The organism is Cellulomonas humilata (genome assembly GCF_013359775.1).
Lineage (GTDB): Bacteria > Actinomycetota > Actinomycetes > Actinomycetales > Cellulomonadaceae > Cellulomonas > Cellulomonas humilata.
This window is the reverse complement of the sequence record NZ_JABMCI010000070.1, coordinates 294076-311548: the sequence shown is the minus strand read 5'-3', so window position 1 is coordinate 311548 and position 17473 is coordinate 294076. Positions and strand designations below refer to the sequence as shown.

At 72.2% G+C, this 17473-nt stretch carries 17 protein-coding genes; 2 read left to right on the top strand and 15 right to left on the bottom strand.

Annotated features, from left to right (window positions below; all coding sequences use genetic code 11):
* Nucleotides 1-259: 259 nt before the first annotated feature.
* The 8 genes from HP550_RS18530 to HP550_RS18495 all read right to left on the bottom strand — a co-directional run bounded on the left by HP550_RS18530 (nucleotide 260) and on the right by HP550_RS18495 (nucleotide 4752).
* On the bottom strand, nucleotides 260-1087 hold the full coding sequence (locus HP550_RS18530) for an anti-sigma factor (RefSeq protein ID WP_175349146.1): 828 nt from the start codon (nucleotides 1085-1087) through the stop codon (nucleotides 260-262).
* Nucleotides 1084-1659 carry an ECF RNA polymerase sigma factor SigK gene (gene sigK, locus HP550_RS18525; RefSeq protein ID WP_343048257.1) on the bottom strand — a complete coding sequence of 192 codons (576 nt, stop codon included), beginning with the start codon at nucleotides 1657-1659 and terminating at the stop codon, nucleotides 1084-1086. Before sigK ends, HP550_RS18530 begins: the two co-directional genes overlap by 4 nt.
* 177 nt (nucleotides 1660-1836) lie before the next feature.
* Nucleotides 1837-2394 (bottom strand): GyrI-like domain-containing protein, encoded by a 558-nt coding sequence (locus tag HP550_RS18520; RefSeq protein WP_175349144.1) that lies wholly within the window; start codon nucleotides 2392-2394, stop codon nucleotides 1837-1839.
* Nucleotides 2395-2444: 50 nt separating this feature from the next.
* Nucleotides 2445-2633, bottom strand: coding sequence for a hypothetical protein (locus HP550_RS18515; protein WP_175349143.1), 189 nt, complete (start codon nucleotides 2631-2633; stop codon nucleotides 2445-2447).
* A 1-nt stretch (nucleotide 2634) separates the two neighbouring features.
* Nucleotides 2635-3294 (bottom strand): ArsR/SmtB family transcription factor, encoded by a 660-nt coding sequence (locus tag HP550_RS18510; protein WP_175349142.1) that lies wholly within the window; start codon nucleotides 3292-3294, stop codon nucleotides 2635-2637.
* Between the two features lie 140 nt (nucleotides 3295-3434).
* On the bottom strand, nucleotides 3435-3605 hold the full coding sequence (locus tag HP550_RS18505; protein WP_056086725.1) for a CsbD family protein: 171 nt from the start codon (nucleotides 3603-3605) through the stop codon (nucleotides 3435-3437).
* A gap of 36 nt (nucleotides 3606-3641) precedes the next feature.
* Nucleotides 3642-4088, bottom strand: coding sequence for an SRPBCC family protein (locus tag HP550_RS18500; protein ID WP_175349141.1), 447 nt, complete (start codon nucleotides 4086-4088; stop codon nucleotides 3642-3644).
* An 85-nt stretch (nucleotides 4089-4173) separates the two neighbouring features.
* Nucleotides 4174-4752 carry a 1-acyl-sn-glycerol-3-phosphate acyltransferase gene (locus HP550_RS18495; protein ID WP_175349140.1) on the bottom strand — a complete coding sequence of 193 codons (579 nt, stop codon included), beginning with the start codon at nucleotides 4750-4752 and terminating at the stop codon, nucleotides 4174-4176.
* Between the two features lie 288 nt (nucleotides 4753-5040).
* Between HP550_RS18495 and HP550_RS18490 the strand changes: the two genes are divergently transcribed.
* Nucleotides 5041-8388 carry a discoidin domain-containing protein gene (locus HP550_RS18490; protein WP_175349139.1) on the top strand — a complete coding sequence of 1116 codons (3348 nt, stop codon included), beginning with the start codon at nucleotides 5041-5043 and terminating at the stop codon, nucleotides 8386-8388.
* A 97-nt stretch (nucleotides 8389-8485) separates the two neighbouring features.
* Here the strand turns inward: HP550_RS18490 and HP550_RS18485 are convergent, their stop codons facing one another.
* The 4 genes from HP550_RS18485 to HP550_RS18470 all read right to left on the bottom strand — a co-directional run bounded on the left by HP550_RS18485 (nucleotide 8486) and on the right by HP550_RS18470 (nucleotide 12638).
* Nucleotides 8486-9664: an NAD(P)/FAD-dependent oxidoreductase gene (locus HP550_RS18485; RefSeq protein ID WP_175349138.1), complete on the bottom strand. Its 1179-nt coding sequence runs from the start codon at nucleotides 9662-9664 to the stop codon at nucleotides 8486-8488.
* Nucleotides 9661-10686: a semialdehyde dehydrogenase gene (locus tag HP550_RS18480; protein ID WP_175349137.1), complete on the bottom strand. Its 1026-nt coding sequence runs from the start codon at nucleotides 10684-10686 to the stop codon at nucleotides 9661-9663. Before HP550_RS18480 ends, HP550_RS18485 begins: the two co-directional genes overlap by 4 nt.
* A 126-nt stretch (nucleotides 10687-10812) precedes the next feature.
* Nucleotides 10813-11670: an NAD-dependent epimerase/dehydratase family protein gene (locus tag HP550_RS18475; protein ID WP_175349136.1), complete on the bottom strand. Its 858-nt coding sequence runs from the start codon at nucleotides 11668-11670 to the stop codon at nucleotides 10813-10815.
* The gene (locus tag HP550_RS18470; protein WP_175349135.1) at nucleotides 11667-12638 is read right to left on the bottom strand and encodes an aldo/keto reductase; all 972 of its coding nucleotides are present in this window, start codon (nucleotides 12636-12638) and stop codon (nucleotides 11667-11669) included. The genes HP550_RS18475 and HP550_RS18470 overlap by 4 nt, the downstream gene beginning before the upstream one ends.
* Before the next feature lie 83 nt (nucleotides 12639-12721).
* Here HP550_RS18470 and HP550_RS18465 point away from each other — a divergent pair, with 83 nt between their 5' ends.
* Complete coding sequence (locus HP550_RS18465) at nucleotides 12722-14290, top strand: AbgT family transporter (protein WP_175349134.1); 1569 nt, start codon at nucleotides 12722-12724, stop codon at nucleotides 14288-14290.
* A 629-nt stretch (nucleotides 14291-14919) separates the two neighbouring features.
* On the opposite strand, the gene HP550_RS18460 is transcribed toward HP550_RS18465, so the two are convergent.
* The 3 genes from HP550_RS18460 to HP550_RS18450 are packed head-to-tail and all read right to left on the bottom strand — an operon-like array spanning nucleotide 14920 to nucleotide 17472.
* Nucleotides 14920-15108 carry a hypothetical protein gene (locus HP550_RS18460; protein ID WP_175349133.1) on the bottom strand — a complete coding sequence of 63 codons (189 nt, stop codon included), beginning with the start codon at nucleotides 15106-15108 and terminating at the stop codon, nucleotides 14920-14922.
* Entirely contained in the window at nucleotides 15105-15986 is an 882-nt protein-coding gene (locus HP550_RS18455) for a cation efflux transmembrane domain-containing protein (protein ID WP_175349132.1), read from the bottom strand. Before HP550_RS18455 ends, HP550_RS18460 begins: the two co-directional genes overlap by 4 nt.
* Before the next feature lie 7 nt (nucleotides 15987-15993).
* Nucleotides 15994-17472: a leucyl aminopeptidase gene (locus HP550_RS18450; RefSeq protein WP_175349131.1), complete on the bottom strand. Its 1479-nt coding sequence runs from the start codon at nucleotides 17470-17472 to the stop codon at nucleotides 15994-15996.
* Nucleotide 17473 lies beyond the last annotated feature (1 nt).

The following is a 17473-nucleotide window of genomic DNA, read 5'->3' as shown; positions in this document are numbered from 1 at the left end:
CGACCCGACGGGCCGGTCGCTGAGGCGATCGGCCCGTCTGCGCTCGCCCGGTCAGCGGGCGAGCAGCGGAGCCCCCTCGCAGGGTACGGCGAGGGGGCTTCGTCGCGTCCGGGTGCGGATCAGCCGGCCGTCACCCGTCCTCGAGTTCGTGGGTTCCGGTCGAGTTCGTGAGCTCGAACTGCCGATCACGCCTGCAACTCACGAACTCGTGCGGGACGGCGCGGGGCGGCGCGCAGCGGGACGGCGCGGGCGGAGCCGGTCAGGTGGTGGAGAGGACGACCAGCGGGTCCGTCGTCGGCTGCGTGGAGCCGGCCGCCGGTTCGATCGTGATCGCCAGTGCAGAGCCTGCGGTGAAGTCGTCGGCCAGCTGACGGACCGAGCCGGCGTCGTCGGCCATCACACCCGCCGAGGCGGCGCCGTCGGCGTCGACGACCCAGAGCTGGTACGCCTTGTCGTCGCCGGGGTCCGGCAGGCCGGTCGCGCTGAACAGGGCACGGTCGTCGGTGAGGATCGCCGTGGCGGTGCCGCCGCCGGTGACGTCGCCGTGCACGACGACGGCCGACGGGTCGGTGAGCAGGTCCGCGAGCGCCTGCTGCTGCTGCTCCGCCTCGTTGGCGCGCTGCGCCTGCTGGACCGCGAGCGCGGTCGGCACTGCGGCACCGATGACGACGGCCGCCGCGACGGCGAGCCAGCGCGTGCGCGACGGACGACGCCGGTCGGCGAGGTTCGTGACGCCCGGCGTCTGGGCGTCGGACGATGCGGGACCCTCGGGCGACGCAGGGACGCCATCCGACGCGGACGGGGGACCCGCCGGAGCGTCCGCCACCGCGTGGCGCGGGCCTGCTAGCGGGCCGAGCTGCGGCACGTCGGCGATCGCGGCCAGGACCGAGGCGCGCAGCGCGGCCGGGGGTTCGCCGGCGACGGCGTCGCCCAGGGTCGCCGCGACGGCGGCGAGCTGCGCGAGCTCGGCGGCGGCCTCGGGGTCGCTGGCGACGAGCTGTTCCACGACCGCGCGCTCGTCGGGGTCCACGGCGTCCAGCGCGTACGCGCCGAGCAGGGAGCGGGGGTCGTCGTCGGAGATCGTCATGACGTCACCCCCAAGCAGTCGCGCAGGCGGAGCAGGCCGTCCCGGATCCGGCTCTTCACGGTGGGCAGCGGCGCGGCGAGGTCGTCGGCCACCTCACGGTAGGTCCGGCCGCCGTAGTAGGCGAGGACCACGGCCTGCTTCTGGGTGGACGTCAGGGTGCCCAGGCAGTCGCGGACGCGGACCTGCTCGAGAGCGGACTCCACCTCGTCGGCGACCACGTCGAACTCCCGCTCGGTGCTCGCGTCGAGCACGCGCTGGTCGCGGTCGCGCTGGGCCTGCACGGCACGGACGCGGTCGACGGCCCGCCGGTGGGCGAGCGTCAGCGTCCAGGTGCGGGCGGAGCCGCGGGCGGCGTCGAACCGGGCGGCGGTGCGCCAGACCTCGACCCAGACCTCCTGCGCGACCTCCGCGGCGTGGTCGGGGTCCCGCAGGACGCCGAGGCAGGTGCCGAACACCCCGCGGCCGAGGGTGTCGTAGAGGACGGCGAACGCCGAGTCGTCACCCTGCGCGACGTCCGCAAGCAGGGACTCGGCGGAGCGGGGCACGTCAGCCTCGTCCGGTCCTCGCTCCACGCGGGCCAGTGTGCCCCACCGCATCGCCGCTCGCCCTTCGACGGTCGCGCGCCGCACGCCGGTGCGCCGCGGGAGGCACACCGGTGGAGTCGACAGCTCTAGCAGGGACATCGGGTCCGTCGTCCGTCGGGTCGGATGGGTCAGCAGTGGTTCGACGCCGACGCCCGCACGGATGGCTCAGAGCAACCCGATGTCCCCCAGGTCCCCTCCGGTGCCGGCGGCCGGCTCGTCGTCGGCGAGCCGGAGCGCGAGCTGCGTCTCCCACCGCGCCATCTCGGGCTCGATCAGCGGGTCCGTCAGCTGGAGCTCGAGCCGGCACCCCCACGCCTCGCCCTCGGGGGTGTCCCAGCGGTCGAACCGCAGCCCCTCGGCCGCGGCCCACGCCTGCATCCCCGCCGCGACCTGCACCAGCTCGTCGGGCGGACCGACGTGGCTGGTCACCGCGTACCGACCGGCAGGCAGGACGCCGGTGACGACGCCCCCGTCCGTCCAGTGCACTGCCTCGGCGAGCGGCACGCCGGCCTCGACGACCATGCCGCGTCCCGGGTCGATCACGGCGTACCGGAAGAAGGGCGGGCCGGCCGGGTGCAGGCTGTGCGCGGTGAGCCAGGCGAACAGCTCCGGGAACCCACCCGCGGCGCGGGCGAACGTGCCTGGGGTGACCGACGCACTGATGCCCACGTAGGGCGTGGCAGGCCGGTCCACCAGCACCGGGATCTCCGTCGAACGCGTCATCGCTCAGCCTCCTGGGCAGAGGCTACGACCGTGCGGTGGGTGCCGCAGCCTCAGCGGTGCAGAGCGAGCGCCGCGGAGCGGTGGGCGTCGTGACGGCGCTCCGCGGCCTCCCGCTCGGCTCGCTGCCAGGGTTCGAGGACGACCCGGGGCCGCGGGGTCCGGCGGGGAGCTCGCGTGCGGAGCGCCAGCCGGGGGACGGGGATGCGCACGGTGCGCACGTCGTACGTCAGCGCGACCATGTCACGCCTCCTTGGATGCGTCGGGAGAGAGCGGGTGGGGGGCGTCGGGCGCCTCCGGACCGGGTGCGGGATCGACCGCGAGGTCGGGGTGGCTGGTGGCGAACCAGCGCATGAGCAGGGCGCCCGCCGGACGCGTCGAGGCGTCCTTGGTGCGGGCGACGTACGGCTCGAGCAGGGCGCCGACCGCCTGGAGCAGGGCGTCCGTCTCGTCGGGCGTCGCCCAGAAGGCGTCCTTGGTCATCGACGCCGGGAGCGGCCGGCCGGCCAGCTCCGCGCCACGGTCGGCGCGCTGGTGCAGGAAGCCGATGAAGCCCTCGGCCTCCTGGCGGACGGCGACCTCGGCCAGCTCGACGACCGCGCGCACCGACCCGGGGACCGACTCGTCGGGCACGAACTGCTCGCGGTGGGTGCTGGGGCGCCAGGGCCGCTCACGTCCGCGCGGCTCGGCGGGCTCGATGAACCCGTAGCGGGCCAGCAGGCGCAGGTGGAACGAGCAGTTGGCCACCGACTCGCCGGTGTGCTTGGCGCACTGGGTGGCGGTGGCCTCGCCGGTGTCGTCGAGGTACTCGAGCAGCGCGAGCCGCAGGGGGTGCGCCAGCGCGCGGATCCGCTCCGGGTCGCTCCGGCTCAGCCGGGTCTCGTTGGTCTGCTCGGTGCTCATGGTGCGACTGTAGAACGCGCAATGGTCGTTGCGCAATAGTTCTTGCGAAAGAGATGTTGTGGACGACGAAGGCCCCCACCGCCGACGAAGGCCCCCACCGCCATGGTGGGGGCCTTCGCGTGGTGCGGGGACGGGTCAGATCACTTGAACGCGTCCTTGATGTTCTCGCCAGCCTGCTTCACGTTCGCGCTGGCCTGATCGCCCTTGCCCTCTGCTTCGAGACGCTCGTCGTCAGTCGCCTTGCCGGCCGCTTCCTTGACCTTGCCCTTGGCTTCTTCCGCAGCGTTGCTGATCTTGTCGTCGAGACCCATCAGAATCACTCCTCTCGGGTTGGCAACTCCTCGACGCTACGACGAGCCCGCGCGCCCCGCATCCGCAACGACCGCGTCGCGCAGGGCGCCCAGCACCTGCTCCCAGTTGGCGGTGGCGTGCGACGCCTCCTCGGCCGAACCGTTCCCGTCCTGCTCGAGCGTGACGGTCGTGGACCCCTCGTCCTCGTCGAACGTGAACGTCAGGTGGTGGTAGCTCTCGGGCACGTCAGGCTGCCCGCTCAGGGGTGAGTAGTGCGTGTAGCGCAGGCGTCGGGGACGGTCGACCTCGAGGATCTCGCCGTGGTCCTGGAACGGTCTGCCGTCCCACTCGCCGTCGAAGGTGATGGGCACGCCGACCACGTAGGCGCTGGTCACGCGCGCGCCCATCATCCAGGTGGCCTCCGGATCGACGAGGGTGTCCCAGACGGTCTCGGCCGACGCCGGGACGTCGACGGATGCCCGGGCGACATGGTTCTCCGACATGGACCCTCCCCTGCGGTGAGCGTGGTCTCGCTGCCATCGTCGGACATCGTGGCGATCCCCGCGCGCCGGGCGCCGGCCGCCCGGCTCAGTCGGTGGCGGCCTCTTCGCGCAGGCGCGGCTCGGTCCGCCGGGACGGGGCGAAGCCGGACTTGTCGGCGTAGAACGCGCGCACCTCGTCCATGTCCGCGGTGACGTCGCCCGTGAGGTGCAGCGTCGGGCCCAGGCCGGCCGTCATGGTGGTCCGGTCGACGTAGCCGAGCGTCACCGGCAGGTCCGTCGCGCGGGCGATCCGGTAGAACCCCGACTTCCAGCCGGAGCCGCTGCGCGTCCCCTCGGGGGTGACGACGAGGTAGAAGCGGTCGCCGCCCTGGATCCGCGCCACGAGCTCGTCGACCAGGCCGGCGGGGTCGCGACGGTCCACCGGGATGCCGCCGAGCGCCCGCATGACCGGTCCCGCGGGTCCGCGGAACAATTGGTGCTTGCCGAGCCACTTGACGGTCAGGTCGGCCTCGCCGCTGATCGCGAGCATGAGGATGAAGTCCCAGTTGGACGTGTGCGGCGCTCCGATCAGCAGGCCGGCGCCGTCGACCGGCACGCGTTCGGTCAGCAGGGTCCAGCGGCTCAGGCGCCAGTAGGCGCGGGCCAGGGTCCGTCGGAGCGTCACGCCGGGACCGTACCCGAACGATCGGCCCGCTCCGAGTCACACCCTCGTGTGCAGTCTTTCGATGGTCTCTTGACTGTGCGGGCGACCGTTCGTAGTGTCTGGTCACTACCTCGCAAGAATTCGACAGTCAGCACGCACAAAGTGGTGCGGAGACTGGCACTACTCGGCCCTGGGGCACCGACGCCCCTCCGCCGGTCCGGCCCCCTGCGTCCAGCGTCGGGCGCTCGAGACACGGGCAGCGCACTCGGTATCGACCCCGCCGCCCCGGCGGGAGAACGAGGACGACCCATGAGAAGGAACGTCAGGCTCGCCGTCGTGGCCACCGCCGCGGCGGCGCTCGTCGCACCGCTCGGCCTCGCGGTCTTCGCGCAGGGAGCGGCCGCGGCCGGCCCGAACCTCGCCGCGGGCAGGCCCGCCACCGCCAGCAGCACCGTGGACGTCTACGGCGCCGGCAACGTCACGGACGGCAACCAGGCCACGTACTGGGAGTCCGCCAACAACCAGTTCCCGCAGTGGGTGCAGGTGGACCTCGGCAGCGCCGCCACGGTCACGGACCTCACGCTGAAGCTGCCGACCGGGGCGTGGGGCGCGCGGACGCAGACCCTCACGGTCCAGGGCTCCACCAACGGCTCGACGTTCACCACGCTCAAGGCCCAGGCGGGCTACACGTTCGACCCGGGCACCGCCAGCACCGTGAGCGTCGACGTCACCGACACGTCCGTCCGGTACGTGCGGCTGAGCATCACCGGGAACACCGGCTGGCCGGCGGGGCAGCTCTCGGAGCTCGAGGTGCACGGCACCGCGACGCCGGACCCGACGCCGACGCCGACGCCGACCACGCCTCCCACCGGCCAGAACCTCGCGCTCAGCCGGCCCATCGCCGCGTCCTCCACCGAGTGGACCTACGTGGCCGCGAACGCGGTCGACGGGAACCTCGGCACGTACTGGGAGGGCGCCGGCGGTCAGTACCCGGGCAACCTCACGGTCACGCTCGCGTCGGCCAGCCAGCTCTCGGCGGTGACGGTCAAGCTCAACCCGGACGGCGCGTGGGGCAACCGCACCCAGACCTTCTCCGTGGAGGGCCGCACCGGCACCGGCGCGTTCACCACGCTGGCGCCGTCGGCCGCCCGCGCGTTCAGCCCGTCGACCGGCAACACGGTCACCGTGCCCGTGAGCGGCACCGCGACCGACGTCCGGCTCGTGTTCGCCGGCAACACCGGCGCGGGCAACGGCCAGGTGGCCGAGCTGCAGGTGTTCGGCGCAGCGGCCCCGAACCCCGACCTCACGGTCACCGGCGTCACCGGCCCGGCGAACGCGACCGAGTCCACGCCTGTCACGCTCACCGCGACGGTGAGGAACATCGGCACGTCGGCGTCGGCTGCCACGGCGCTCGCCTTCGTGGTCGACGGCCAGAACGCCGTCAACGCGAGCGTCGGTGCGCTCGCCGCAGGTGCGACGGCCACCGTGAGCGGATCGATCGGCGCCCGCGCCGCCGGCTCGTACACGATCGGCGCGGTGGCGGACCCGGCCAACACCGTGGTCGAGCAGAACGAGTCCAACAACGCGTTCACCAACCCCACCCGGCTCGTCGTGTCTCCCGTGCCCAGCTCCGACCTGGTCCCCGTGGTCAGCTGGAGCCCGAGCAACCCGGCGGCGGGTGCGGTCGTCACGTTCACCGGAGCGGTCGCCAACAACGGCAACATCGCCACGTCGACCGCGGCGCACGGACTGACGGTCACCATCAAGGACTCGACGACCGGCACGGTGGTGAAGACGCTCACCGGCTCGATCGGCGGCGCGATCGCCGCCGGGACGACGAGCGGGACCGTGACCCTGGGCACCTGGACGGCCGGCAACGGCACGTACGACGTGTCCAGCGCCGTCGCCGCCGACTCCATGGAGGTGCCCGGCAAGCAGGCCAACAACGTGGTCACCGGCGGCATCTTCGTCGGCCGCGGCGCCCGACTGCCGTTCGACATGTACGAGGCCGAGGACGGTCGCACGGGCGGCGGCGCGGTGCTCGTCGGCCCCAACCGCACGGTCGGCGACCTCGCCGGCGAGGCCTCCGGCCGTCGCGCTGCCACCCTGTCCGCCACGGGCTCGTACGTCGAGTGGACGACGAAGAACCCGACGAACACCCTGGTCACCCGCTTCTCCATCCCGGACAACGCGGCCGGGACGGGCCAGTCGGGCAGCATCGACATCGTCGTCAACGGCACCTACCTCAAGCGCCTCGACCTGACCTCACGGTTCGCGTGGCTGTACGGCGACGAGCGCAGCCCCAACAACCAGCCGGGCTCCGGAGGGCCGCGGCACGTCTACGACGAGGCCAGCACCCTGCTGGGCACCACCGTCCCGGCCGGCGCGACCATCCGCCTGCAGCGCACGGCCAGCAACCCGCAGCCGGTGACGATCGACTTCATCAACACCGAGCTGGCCACCGCCGACCCGAACCCGAACCCGGCGCAGTACGTGCAGCCCACCGGGTTCACGCACCAGGACGTGCAGAACGCGCTCGACAAGGCCCGCATGGACACCACCGGCACGGTCAAGGGCGTCTACCTGCCCGCCGGCGACTACTCCACGTCGAGCAAGTTCCAGGTGTACGGCAAGGCGGTCGACATCGTCGGCGCCGGCCCCTGGTTCACGCGGTTCTTCGCGCCCATCGGTCAGGAGAACACCGACGTCGGCTTCCGCGCAGAGGCGTCGTCCAACGGGTCGAAGTTCCGCGGGTTCGCCTACTTCGGCAACTACACGTCGCGGATCGACGGCCCGGGCAAGGTGCTGGACTTCACCAACGTCGCCAACATGACGGTCGACGACCTCTGGGTCGAGCACATGATCTGCATGTTCTGGGCGTCCAACATGGACAACAGCACCATCACCGACTCGCGCATCCGGAACACGTTCGCCGACGGCATCAACATGACCAACGGCAGCGCCAACAACCGGGTGGCCAACATCGAGGCGCGCGGCACGGGCGACGACTCGTTCGCCCTGTTCGCGGCCACCGACGCGGGCGGCACGGGCCAGACCGGCAACGTCTACGAGAACCTCACGTCGCTGGTCACGTGGCGCGCGGCGGGGCTGGCGGTCTACGGCGGGTACGGAAACACGTTCCGGAACATCTACATCGCGGACACGCTCGTGTACTCCGGCATCACGATCAGCTCGCTCGACTTCGGGTACCCGATGGACGAGTTCGGCTCCGCGGCGCCGACGAGCTTCCAGAACATCTCGATCGTGCGGGCGGGCGGCCACTTCTGGGGCAACCAGACGTTCCCCGCCATCTGGGTGTTCTCCGCGTCCAAGAAGTTCCAGGGCATCCGGGTCAGCGACGTGGACATCGTCGACCCGACGTACTCCGGGATCATGTTCCAGACCAACTACACCGGCCCCACCTCACCGCAGAACCCCATCACCGACACCACGTTCACCAACGTGTCGATCACGGGGGCCCGCAAGAGCGGCGACGCCTGGGACGCCAAGTCCGGGTTCGGCATCTGGGCCAACGAGATGCCCGAGCAGGGTCAGGGTCCGGCGGTGGGCTCGGTGACGTTCACCAACCTGCGCCTGAGCAACAACGCGCAGGACATCAAGAACACGACGTCCACCTTCACGATCATCCGCAACTAGTCACACCCCACGGTTCGCCCGGGCCTCCCGAGGGCCCGGGCGGGCGACGGCGGACGGTCGGTGTGCGGTCCCGACCGTCCGTCGTCGTACGGAGACGTCAGCGCGTGACGGCGAGTCGCGCGGGAGGCTGAGCTGCCCGGGCGCGACGGATGAGCTCCCCGGGCACGCGCACCGCGCGTGATCGCGTCGGCATGAACCGCACGAAGAACCCGACCCGCATCGCCCACGCCACCCACCCGGTGAGCGGCAGCCCGTACAGGTCGGCGACACCGCGACCGACCCCGAACGACGCCGCCTGCCCGAGCCCGAGGTACCGGAACCGACGGCCCGGACGGCCCGCCAGCGCGCGGGCGACGTTGCGGCCCACCTGGTCGCCGGCCTTGATCGCCCACAGCGCGTTGGCGGTCACCGGGATCCCGCTGCGCGGGTGCGCGACCGACGCCGCGTCGCCGGCGGACCAGACGTCCGGTGCGACGAGCAGCTCCCGCGTGGTCACCAGGCGTCCGCGGTCGTCGCGAGGCAGCCGCTCGAGACCGGGCAGGGCGACCGCGCGCTGACCGGTGGTGGCCAGGACGGTGTGCGTGCGGACCACCGACCCGTCGGACAGGGTGACCGACCCGTCCTCGGCCGCCACCACCCGCACCCCCGTGCGGACGTCGACACCGAGCCGCGACAGCTCGGTGGTGCAGCGCGCGGCCAGTCGGGGCTGCTCGGTGTGCAGCGCGGGCACCACCCGGTCCGCCGACTGCACCAGCACCACCTGCGGCACCCGTGCGGCGAGCGCAGCGGCGAGCTCGACCCCCGCGAGCCCGCCGCCGACGACCACCACGGGACCGTCCACCACGCGCACCCGCTGGAGCAGCTCGGCCAGGTCGCCGGGTCCGCGCAGGGTCAGCCCTCGACCGGCGAGCCCGTCGACCGCGTCCAGGGGCTCGCGCCCGCCTGTCCCGACGACGAGCGCGTCGTAGGTCAGGTCCTCGTCCCCGTCGACCCCGGAGTAGTGCACCCGCCGGGCGACGAGGTCCACCCGCGTGACCCGGGCGTGTAGCACGCGGGCGCGCGGCATCGCCTCCGTCAGCGGCGTCTGCGTCAGCGCGATCGGCAGCAGCCCGGCGACCACCTCCCCGGTGAACCCGTGGAAGTTGTGCACCGTGTCAGCGCTGAGCACGACGATCTCGACCTCACCACGCCGCAGGGCCCCGCGCAGCCGGCGCACGAGCGCGCCGTACGCGTGCAGGGTCACGTAACCGCCGCCGAGGAGAACGACGCGCCTCATCGCGCGGCCGCCAACGGCCGACCGAAGCTCGCCGGTGCGGCCGCGGTGAACCCGTGGTGCGCGAACCGGTCGGCCAGGCCCCGGATGTGCGACACGTGGTCGAGCGTCGGCACTCCCGTCGAGAAGTGGCCCACGTGCCCGGCCAGCCCCAGCAGGAACGTCTCCGCGAAGCACGCGTACGCCTGGCCGCGCGGCAGCCCGATGTCCCCGCCGCGCAGGTGCATGCCGGGGATCTCGACGACCCCGCCGTCCACCAGCGTCACGTCGGGCCGCGCCGCCGCGAGGTCGGGCGAGGTGTTCCGGGGCTGCGTCGCGTCCAGCACGCGAGCGCCCGGCGCCAGGTGCTCGGCGCCGAGCAGGGCGTCCGCCGACGCCGTCAGCAGCACGACGGCGTCGCAGCCGCGCACGTCGTGAAGGTCGGTCGAGGTGGTCGTCGGCACCCGGCCCCCGACCTCCGCGGCCAGCGCCTGCAGCTTGACGGCCCCGCGGGCGACCAGCAGCAGGGAGTCGACCGAGCCGCCGGCGGCGAGCAGGCGGACCAGCGTGGTGCCCACCGACCCCGTGGCGCCGACGACCGCCACGCGACGGTCGGACAGGTCCGCCACCAGGTCCAGCAGCTGGTCCTCGACGATCGCGGCGGTGTACGCGTTGCCGTTGGTGACGCCGATGTCCGTGCGCCCGCGCAGCGTGGCGCCGCCCGCGGTGACCGTCGCCGTGAGCGCCCCGAGGCCGACGACGCCCGCACCGAGCCGCGCGGCGTGGTCGATCGCCCGACCGACGCGCGCGCGGCCCTCGTGCGGCTCGGACAGCAGGTGCCGCGCCCCGAACGGGACGAGCACCACGTGGCCCACCGGCCGGTCGTCGAGCAGGATCCGGGACATCGCGTACGGCGGGAGGCGGCGGACGGCGGTCTCGACGATCCCCTCCGGCACGCGACCCAGCGGTCGCCAGATCCGCGCGAGGTCCTGCGCGATGCGGCCCCGTGGGTGGACCAGGAAAGCGAACGGTGCAGCGGTGCTCATCGGTTGCTCCCCTGTGGCGGGTGGGTCTGTGCCCCGAAGGGGCGCGTACGCACCACGGAGATACAGGGGAAGCCAAGCAAGCGAATGTGTCGGTGAGATGGCGCGCGGGTGGGTTCACCCGCAGGTTCACACTTCCGTGGTCCAGGTGTGCTGCGGGTCATAGCCCAGCAGGCGTCGGGCCTTGTCGATGGACAGCAGCGTCTCGCGGCCCTCGATCGGACGAGTGACGGGAAGGTCCGGGAAGTACTCGGCGACGAGCTCGGCCGACGGCCTCTCCAGCACGGTGTCCGGCGACGCGACGATGAACGCCTCGAACCCCGTGAGGTCGCTCTCGAGCGCGAGCCGTACCGCCAGCGCCCCGTCGCGGGCGTCGATGTAGCCCCAGAGGTTCCAGATCCGGCTGCGGGGGTCGTCCGCGAAGGACGGGAACGCGGCGTAGTCGGCGACGTCCATCACGTTCGAGAAGCGCAGGCCGATGAGCTTGAGCTCCGGGTCCCACCGCGTGAAGTGCCGGGCCATCTCCTCCTCGACCGCCTTGCCCAGCGAGTAGGTGCTCTCCGGGCGGACCGCGTACTCCTCGTCGACCGGGACGTACGGCGGCGGTGTCTCGAAGGGCAGGCCGAGGACGGTCTCGCTGGACGCCCAGACGACGTTCTTGATGCCCGCCCGGCGCGCGGCGCTGAACACGTGGTGGGTGGCGACGACGTTGTTGGCGAACGTGGCACCGCTCGGGCGCAGGCCCGGCGCGGGGATCGCGGCGAGGTGCACCACCGCGTCGACGCCGTCGTACCGGTCGTCGATGCCGGTCAGCGCCTCGGTCACCTGGCCCAGGTCGGTGAGGTCGACCCGGCTGAACACCGCCTTCTGACCCTCCGGTGGCAGGACCGTGTCGACGTTCACCACGTCGTACCCGTGCTCGGCCAGGTGCGCCACGACCGCACGACCGAGCTTGCCGCTGCCGCCGGTCACCACGACGCGGCTCATGAGGCGTCCAGCCACACGTGCGACGGCGGGACCAGGGCCTCCAGCGCCGGCCACAGCGCCGGTGGCAGCGGCTCGGAGGCCAGATCCAGGGTGCGGGCGACGCGGCCGGGGCGGCTCATGCCCACGATCGTGGAGGCGATGCGGGGGTCACGCAGCGAGAACTGGAGCGCGGCCGTGCCGAGGTCGGCGTGGAAGTCGGCGCACACCCCCCGCATCGCGTCGATCGCCGCGAGGGTCTCGGGCGGTGCCGGCCGGTAGCCGTAGCTCGACGGACCGCCGGACTGGAACGCCAGGATCCCGCCGCCGTAGACCGCCGCGTTGAGGATCCCCATCCCCTGCCGGACCGCCTCGTCGAGCAGCGGTCCCGCGCTGCGGTCCACGAGCGTCCAGCGGTTGTGCACCAGCAGGACGTCGAAGACGCCGAGGTCCAGGTACTTCGCGATCTCCTGCACGCGGCCGCCCGCCAGGCCGATCGCGCCGACCTGACCCTCCTCCTTCAGGCGCACGAGCGCCTCGACCGGTCCACCCGGTGCGGACATCTCCGCGAAGTCGAACGACTCCGGGTCGTGCAGGTGCACCAGCGGCAGGTGGTCGAGGCCGAGGCGCTCGCGGCTCTCCGCCACCGACGCGCGCACCCGGTCCGCCGAGTAGTCGCGGCCGGACGGGTCCACCTTGGTGGCGATGACGACGCCCTCGGGGACGCCTCCGGCCTCGACCAGGGCGGCACCGATCCGGCGCTCGCTCTCACCGTCGGAGTAGCCGTTGGACGTGTCGATGAACCGGATCGGGCTGTCGAGCGCGGCCAGCACGGTGGCGACGCCCTCGTCGGCCGAGACGTCCCGGCCGAAGAGCGCCGGCATGCTGCCGAGGGGTCCACCGCCGAGACAGACGGCCGAGACCTTCAGGCCCGTGGGGCCGAGGTCGCGGATCCAGGCGGACTGACCAGGGGCGTAGTCGGGCTGCTTCATCACGCCATCCCATCACGGGGGGTCAGAAATGTCCGGTCGTTCGCTAGCGTCAGGCGCACAGCGGTTCGAGCAGGGGAGCGCACATGAGCCAGGCCGAGGTCGTCGCCAAGCCGTCGCCCCTGCAAGGGGTGCTCGACTGGATCGAGCGGGTGGGCAACAAGGTCCCCCATCCGGTGATCATCTTCCTCATCCTCATCGCGTTCATCATGGTGCTCTCGGCGGCGTTCCAGGCGGCCGGGAGCACCGTCACGTTCGAGCAGGCGCAGATCGGCGCCGAGGAACCCGTCACCGTCACGGTGGCCGCGCAGAGCCTCCTCGACGGTGATGGCCTGCGGTTCGTGTTCACCTCACCGGTGGCCAACTTCAACAACTTCGGCGTGGTCGGCGTCATCGTCGTGGCCATGATCGGCGTGGGCATGGCCGAGGAGGTCGGCCTGATCGCCTCGTTCATCAAGCGCCTGGTCAAGGTCACCCCGCCGCGTGCGATCACGTTCATCATCGTCCTCCTGGGCGTCCTGTCCTCCATCGCCACCGACGCCGGCTACCTGGTGCTCATCCCGCTGGCCGCCGCGGTGTTCCTGTCCCTCGGCCGGCACCCGCTGGCCGGACTCGCGGCCGCCTTCGCCGGCGTCGGCGGCGGCTTCGCGGTGAACGTGCTGATCACGCCCGTCGACGGGATGCTCGCGGAGATCACCAACGAGGCCATCGCCGACCCGGCCAACCACGTCGCCATCACCGGCAACCTGTTCTTCGGGATCGTCTCGACGCTCTTGGTCACGGTCGTCGTCACGCTGCTCACCGAGAAGTTCGTCGAGCCGCGCCTGGGCGTCTACCACCCGTCGGAAGGGCCCGACACGGCCGACGAGCCACCCTCCGGCGAGCTCAGCGACGCGGAGAAGAACGGCCTGCGCTGGGCGTTCTGGGCCTTCCTCGGCACCACGGCGGTCGTGCTGGCGCTCTCGCTCCCGCCGAACGCCCTGCTGCGCAACCCTGAGACCGGCAGCCTGATCGAGGACTCTCCGCTGCTGAACTCGATCATCTTCCTGATCCTCGTGTACTTCTTCGTGATGGGGCTGGCCTACGGCAAGGGCGCCGGCACCATCCACGGCTCGATGGACGTCATCAACCCGATGACCAAGACCATCGCCGGCCTCTCCGGGCTGATCTTCCTGCTCCTCGTGATCAGCCAGTTCATCGCGTACTTCAACTACTCGAACCTGGGCACCATCGCCGCGGTGAACATGGCCGACACCCTCGAGGCCGCCAACCTGAGCACCGTCTGGCTGATCCTCGGGCTCATCGCGATGACCGCGATCATCGACATCTTCATCGGCGGCGTCGTGCCCAAGTGGGCCATCTTCGCGCCCGTGTTCGTGCCGCTGTTCATCCAGCTGGGCATCTCCCCGGACCTGGCCATGGCCGCCTACCGCGTGGGCGACTCGCCCGTGAACGTGGCCACGCCGCTGATGCCGTACTTCGCGCTCATCGTGATCTTCGCCGAGCGGTACCGCCGCAAGGTCGGCGTCGGATCCGTCATCTCGCTGATGCTCCCGTACACCGTGGTCCTGCTGATCACGTGGTCCGCGCTCCTGGTGGTCTGGTACCTGCTGGGCATCCCGCTGGGCCCGGGGGCGTCGATCTACCTCACCTAGCGTTCCTGGTGCTCGCGTGAAGACTTGGTCGCGCTCAGAGCGACGAAGTCTTCACACGAGGACGGCTGGACGCGGCTCCTGCGGGGGACGGTTCGGGCGCCGCCCTCACTCCAGCCACACGATCGTGGCGAGCGCCAGCACCATCACGACCCAGCTCACCGCGGACGGCTTCTTCAGCGTCACGACGACCCCCTGCCCCGAGGGTCTGCGCCGGATGTCGTCGCCGCGATCCCGGGACCGACGGCGTGAGGACCACCAGGAGGCACAGGTAGATCACCGCCAGGACGCCCGCGACGCCGACCAGCACGACCGTGCTGAGGAGTGCACCGGGTTCGATCGGCTCGTCGTTCCCGTGCTGGATCGCGATGAACGCAGCCATGCCGGCGAGTGCCGCTCCCAGCGCTTCGGCGGTCGCACCCCAGTGCCCCCCCGAGTTCCACCGGTCGCGACGCCCGAAGTGGAACACCGCCCCGCCGCTCCACGCTCCGACCAACCCGAGAAGCCCGGCCACCACTGCGAGCGCCTCAGACAACGCACCCTCCGAGCCGGTGGAACGCGGTGACCACGCCTGTCGACACGACGCTCTGCGCCTTCGCCTGCACGGTCACGCGCGCAATGTAGCGGAGCCGTCAGCTCACGAGGAGGCGGACCAGCACCGTCACGACGAAGACCGCCACGCACGCCGTGCGCGGACCGGAGGGGTTGCCCCACCCCTCGAGCACGGTCATGTGCGGTGGCCTGCGCGTGACGTCCACCACGGTCGTCACGACGAGACCGAGGCCCGAGACCACGAGCAGCGCGTCGAGCACCGTCGTCACCGCGCAAGCTCCGGGTCGGTGGTCAGCTCCACGTTGGCCCACAGCTCGTACCCGAGCGGTTCCAGGTGGGCGATGAGCGCTCGGCGGACGCGGTCCTCGCCGGCCACGTCCCACTCGCCGGACGGCACGACGAAGTCGACCTCCACGTACAGCCGGCTGCCCAGCTTGGTGGAGCGGACGAACGGCTCGTCGAGCCCGAACTCTGCTCGCACCGACGCCACCGCCGCGTCGAGGGTGTTCTGCACGAGGGGAGGCGGCGCCGCCTCCAGCAGCTCGAGCCCGGCCGCCCGCAGCAGCCGCAGCGGGATCGGCGCCAGCACCAGGCACGCCACCAGGACGAGCACCGGGTCGACGTACCGGACGACGTCGCCGACGGACGACAGCGCCAACGCGAGACCCGCGCCGACCGCGAACACCAGGCTCAGCAGCGCACCCGCCCGCCACTGCGCCACCTCCGCCGCCACCAGCTCCGAGGAGGGTGCGCGGTGGGTCAGCCAGCGGGCCAGCGCGTAGGAGCACGTCATCGTGATCAGCCCGTACGCGACGACGGTGCCGGCCGCGACGTCCGAGCCGCCGGCCGTGATGATCGCGACGGCGTCGACCGCGGCGTAGAGCAGGGTGCCCAGCAGCGCCACCCCCTGGACCGCGATGGCCAGGGGCGTGACGGCCGCCTTGCCGAACGGGAACCGGGTGGTGGGGCTCTCCGCGGCGGCGCGCGACGCCATCAAGGACAGTGCCGAGAGCACGATGCCGAGCAGGATGAACGCGCCGTCGAACAGCAGCACGCGCGACTGGGCAGCGATGCCCCAGACGACCGCGAGGGTGCCCAGGACGGCGGCTCCGGCGATCGACTCGTGGATCGCGCGCCGCTCGGTCACGTCGCGGTCACCGGGCGGCCGCGAACGTCGACGCGACCTCCACGAGCAGCCGCGCACCGAACCCGGTCGCACCCTTGGTCCGCCAGGCGTCGTCGGCGTCGGACCGCATGGTCCCGGCGATGTCGAGGTGCGTCCACGGGGTGTCCCCCACCCACTCGGCCAGGAACAGGGCGGCGGTGATGGCCCCGGCGTACTCGCCGCCGAGGTTCTTGATGTCCGCCACCTCGGAGTCCAGCTGCTTGCGGTACCGCCGGTCCAGCGGCAGCCGCCACACCTGCTCGTCGGTGTGCTCAGCGGCGGCCTCGACCAGGTCGAGCATGCGGTCGTCGTTGCCGATGACTGCCGCCGTCAGCATGCCGAGCGCGGCCAGGGCGGCCCCGGTCAACGTGGCGATGTCCACGATCGCGTCGACGCCGTCCTCGTTCGCGAGCGCGATCGCGTCGGCCATGACCAGGCGCCCCTCGGCGTCGGTGTTCACCACCTCGATGGTCCGCCCGCTGCGGCTGGTGAGGACGTCCCCGAGCTTGGTCGCCGAGCCCGACGGCATGTTGTCCGTGCAGGCCAGGTAGGCGCTGACCGCCACGGGGACGTCCAGGTCCGCGAGTGCCGTCATCGCCGCCAGCACCGCGCCGGCACCGCTCATGTCCATCTTCATCGCCGCGTGCATCGCGTTGGACGGCTTGAGGCTGATCCCGCCGGAGTCGTAGGTGATGCCCTTGCCGACGAACCCGAGGTGACCTGTCGGTTCGGTCGCGGGCACATAGCGGATGACGATCATGCGCGGCTCGACCACCGACCCCGCGTTCACGCCGAGCAGCCCTCCGCAGCCCATCTCGATCAGGGCCTCCTGGTCGAAGACCTCGATGTCCAGCCCGTGCTCGCCGGCCAGCCAGACGGCGATGTCGGCCAGGTCCGGGGCGGTCAGGTGTCCGGCGGGGGTGCTGGCCAGGTCGCGGGACAGGGATGCTGCCCGGGCGAGCACGACACCTCGGTCGGCACCGCGGCGGGCATCGTCGGCGGACTCGTCGGCCACGAGGAGCACGATCTCCCGGACCGGCACCGTCGACGGGTCGGTCTTGAGCGCGTCGTACCGGTAGCGGCCGAGCAGGATCCCCTCGACGACCGCCTGGGCCGCGCTCGCCACCGAGGCACCGGCCCCGACCAGGTCGGTGGTCAGGACGTCGTCGCGACCCGCGGCTCGCGCGAACGCCGCCGCCGCGTCGCGCAACGAGGCGGCGGACGGGTCGTCGCCGACGCCGGTCGCGACCACCGCGCCCCCCTCGCGCGGCAGGATCAGGACCTCGCCCACGGACCCGCGGAACCCCCACTCGGTGAGCCCGGCGCGGTCCAGGGGCACTCCCGAGGGCACCTCGCCGGTGGCGGTCACGGCCAGCCCGAGAGCGCGACCGGCTCCCGCACCGGGTGGCGCCACCCGGACCGAGACGTCCTCGAACAGCGCGCGTGAGGGGATCGGGTCGAACGTCATC

What these genes read in the sequence shown, in the direction of transcription:
- HP550_RS18475 (WP_175349136.1), bottom strand. Translation starts at nt 11,670, where the DNA reads ATGAGCCGCGTCGTGGTGACCGGCGGCAGCGGCAAGCTCGGTCGTGCG.
- HP550_RS18465 (WP_175349134.1), top strand. Translation starts at nt 12,722, where the DNA reads ATGAGCCAGGCCGAGGTCGTCGCCAAGCCGTCGCCCCTGCAAGGGGTG.
- HP550_RS18510 (WP_175349142.1), bottom strand. Translation starts at nt 3,294, where the DNA reads ATGAGCACCGAGCAGACCAACGAGACCCGGCTGAGCCGGAGCGACCCG.
- HP550_RS18490 (WP_175349139.1), top strand. Translation starts at nt 5,041, where the DNA reads ATGAGAAGGAACGTCAGGCTCGCCGTCGTGGCCACCGCCGCGGCGGCG.
- HP550_RS18520 (WP_175349144.1), bottom strand. Translation starts at nt 2,394, where the DNA reads ATGACGCGTTCGACGGAGATCCCGGTGCTGGTGGACCGGCCTGCCACG.
- HP550_RS18515 (WP_175349143.1), bottom strand. Translation starts at nt 2,633, where the DNA reads ATGGTCGCGCTGACGTACGACGTGCGCACCGTGCGCATCCCCGTCCCC.
- HP550_RS18480 (WP_175349137.1), bottom strand. Translation starts at nt 10,686, where the DNA reads ATGAGCACCGCTGCACCGTTCGCTTTCCTGGTCCACCCACGGGGCCGC.
- HP550_RS18530 (WP_175349146.1), bottom strand. Translation starts at nt 1,087, where the DNA reads ATGACGATCTCCGACGACGACCCCCGCTCCCTGCTCGGCGCGTACGCG.
- HP550_RS18450 (WP_175349131.1), bottom strand. Translation starts at nt 17,472, where the DNA reads ATGACGTTCGACCCGATCCCCTCACGCGCGCTGTTCGAGGACGTCTCG.
- HP550_RS18485 (WP_175349138.1), bottom strand. Translation starts at nt 9,664, where the DNA reads ATGAGGCGCGTCGTTCTCCTCGGCGGCGGTTACGTGACCCTGCACGCG.
- HP550_RS18500 (WP_175349141.1), bottom strand. Translation starts at nt 4,088, where the DNA reads ATGTCGGAGAACCATGTCGCCCGGGCATCCGTCGACGTCCCGGCGTCG.
- HP550_RS18505 (WP_056086725.1), bottom strand. Translation starts at nt 3,605, where the DNA reads ATGGGTCTCGACGACAAGATCAGCAACGCTGCGGAAGAAGCCAAGGGC.
- HP550_RS18470 (WP_175349135.1), bottom strand. Translation starts at nt 12,638, where the DNA reads ATGAAGCAGCCCGACTACGCCCCTGGTCAGTCCGCCTGGATCCGCGAC.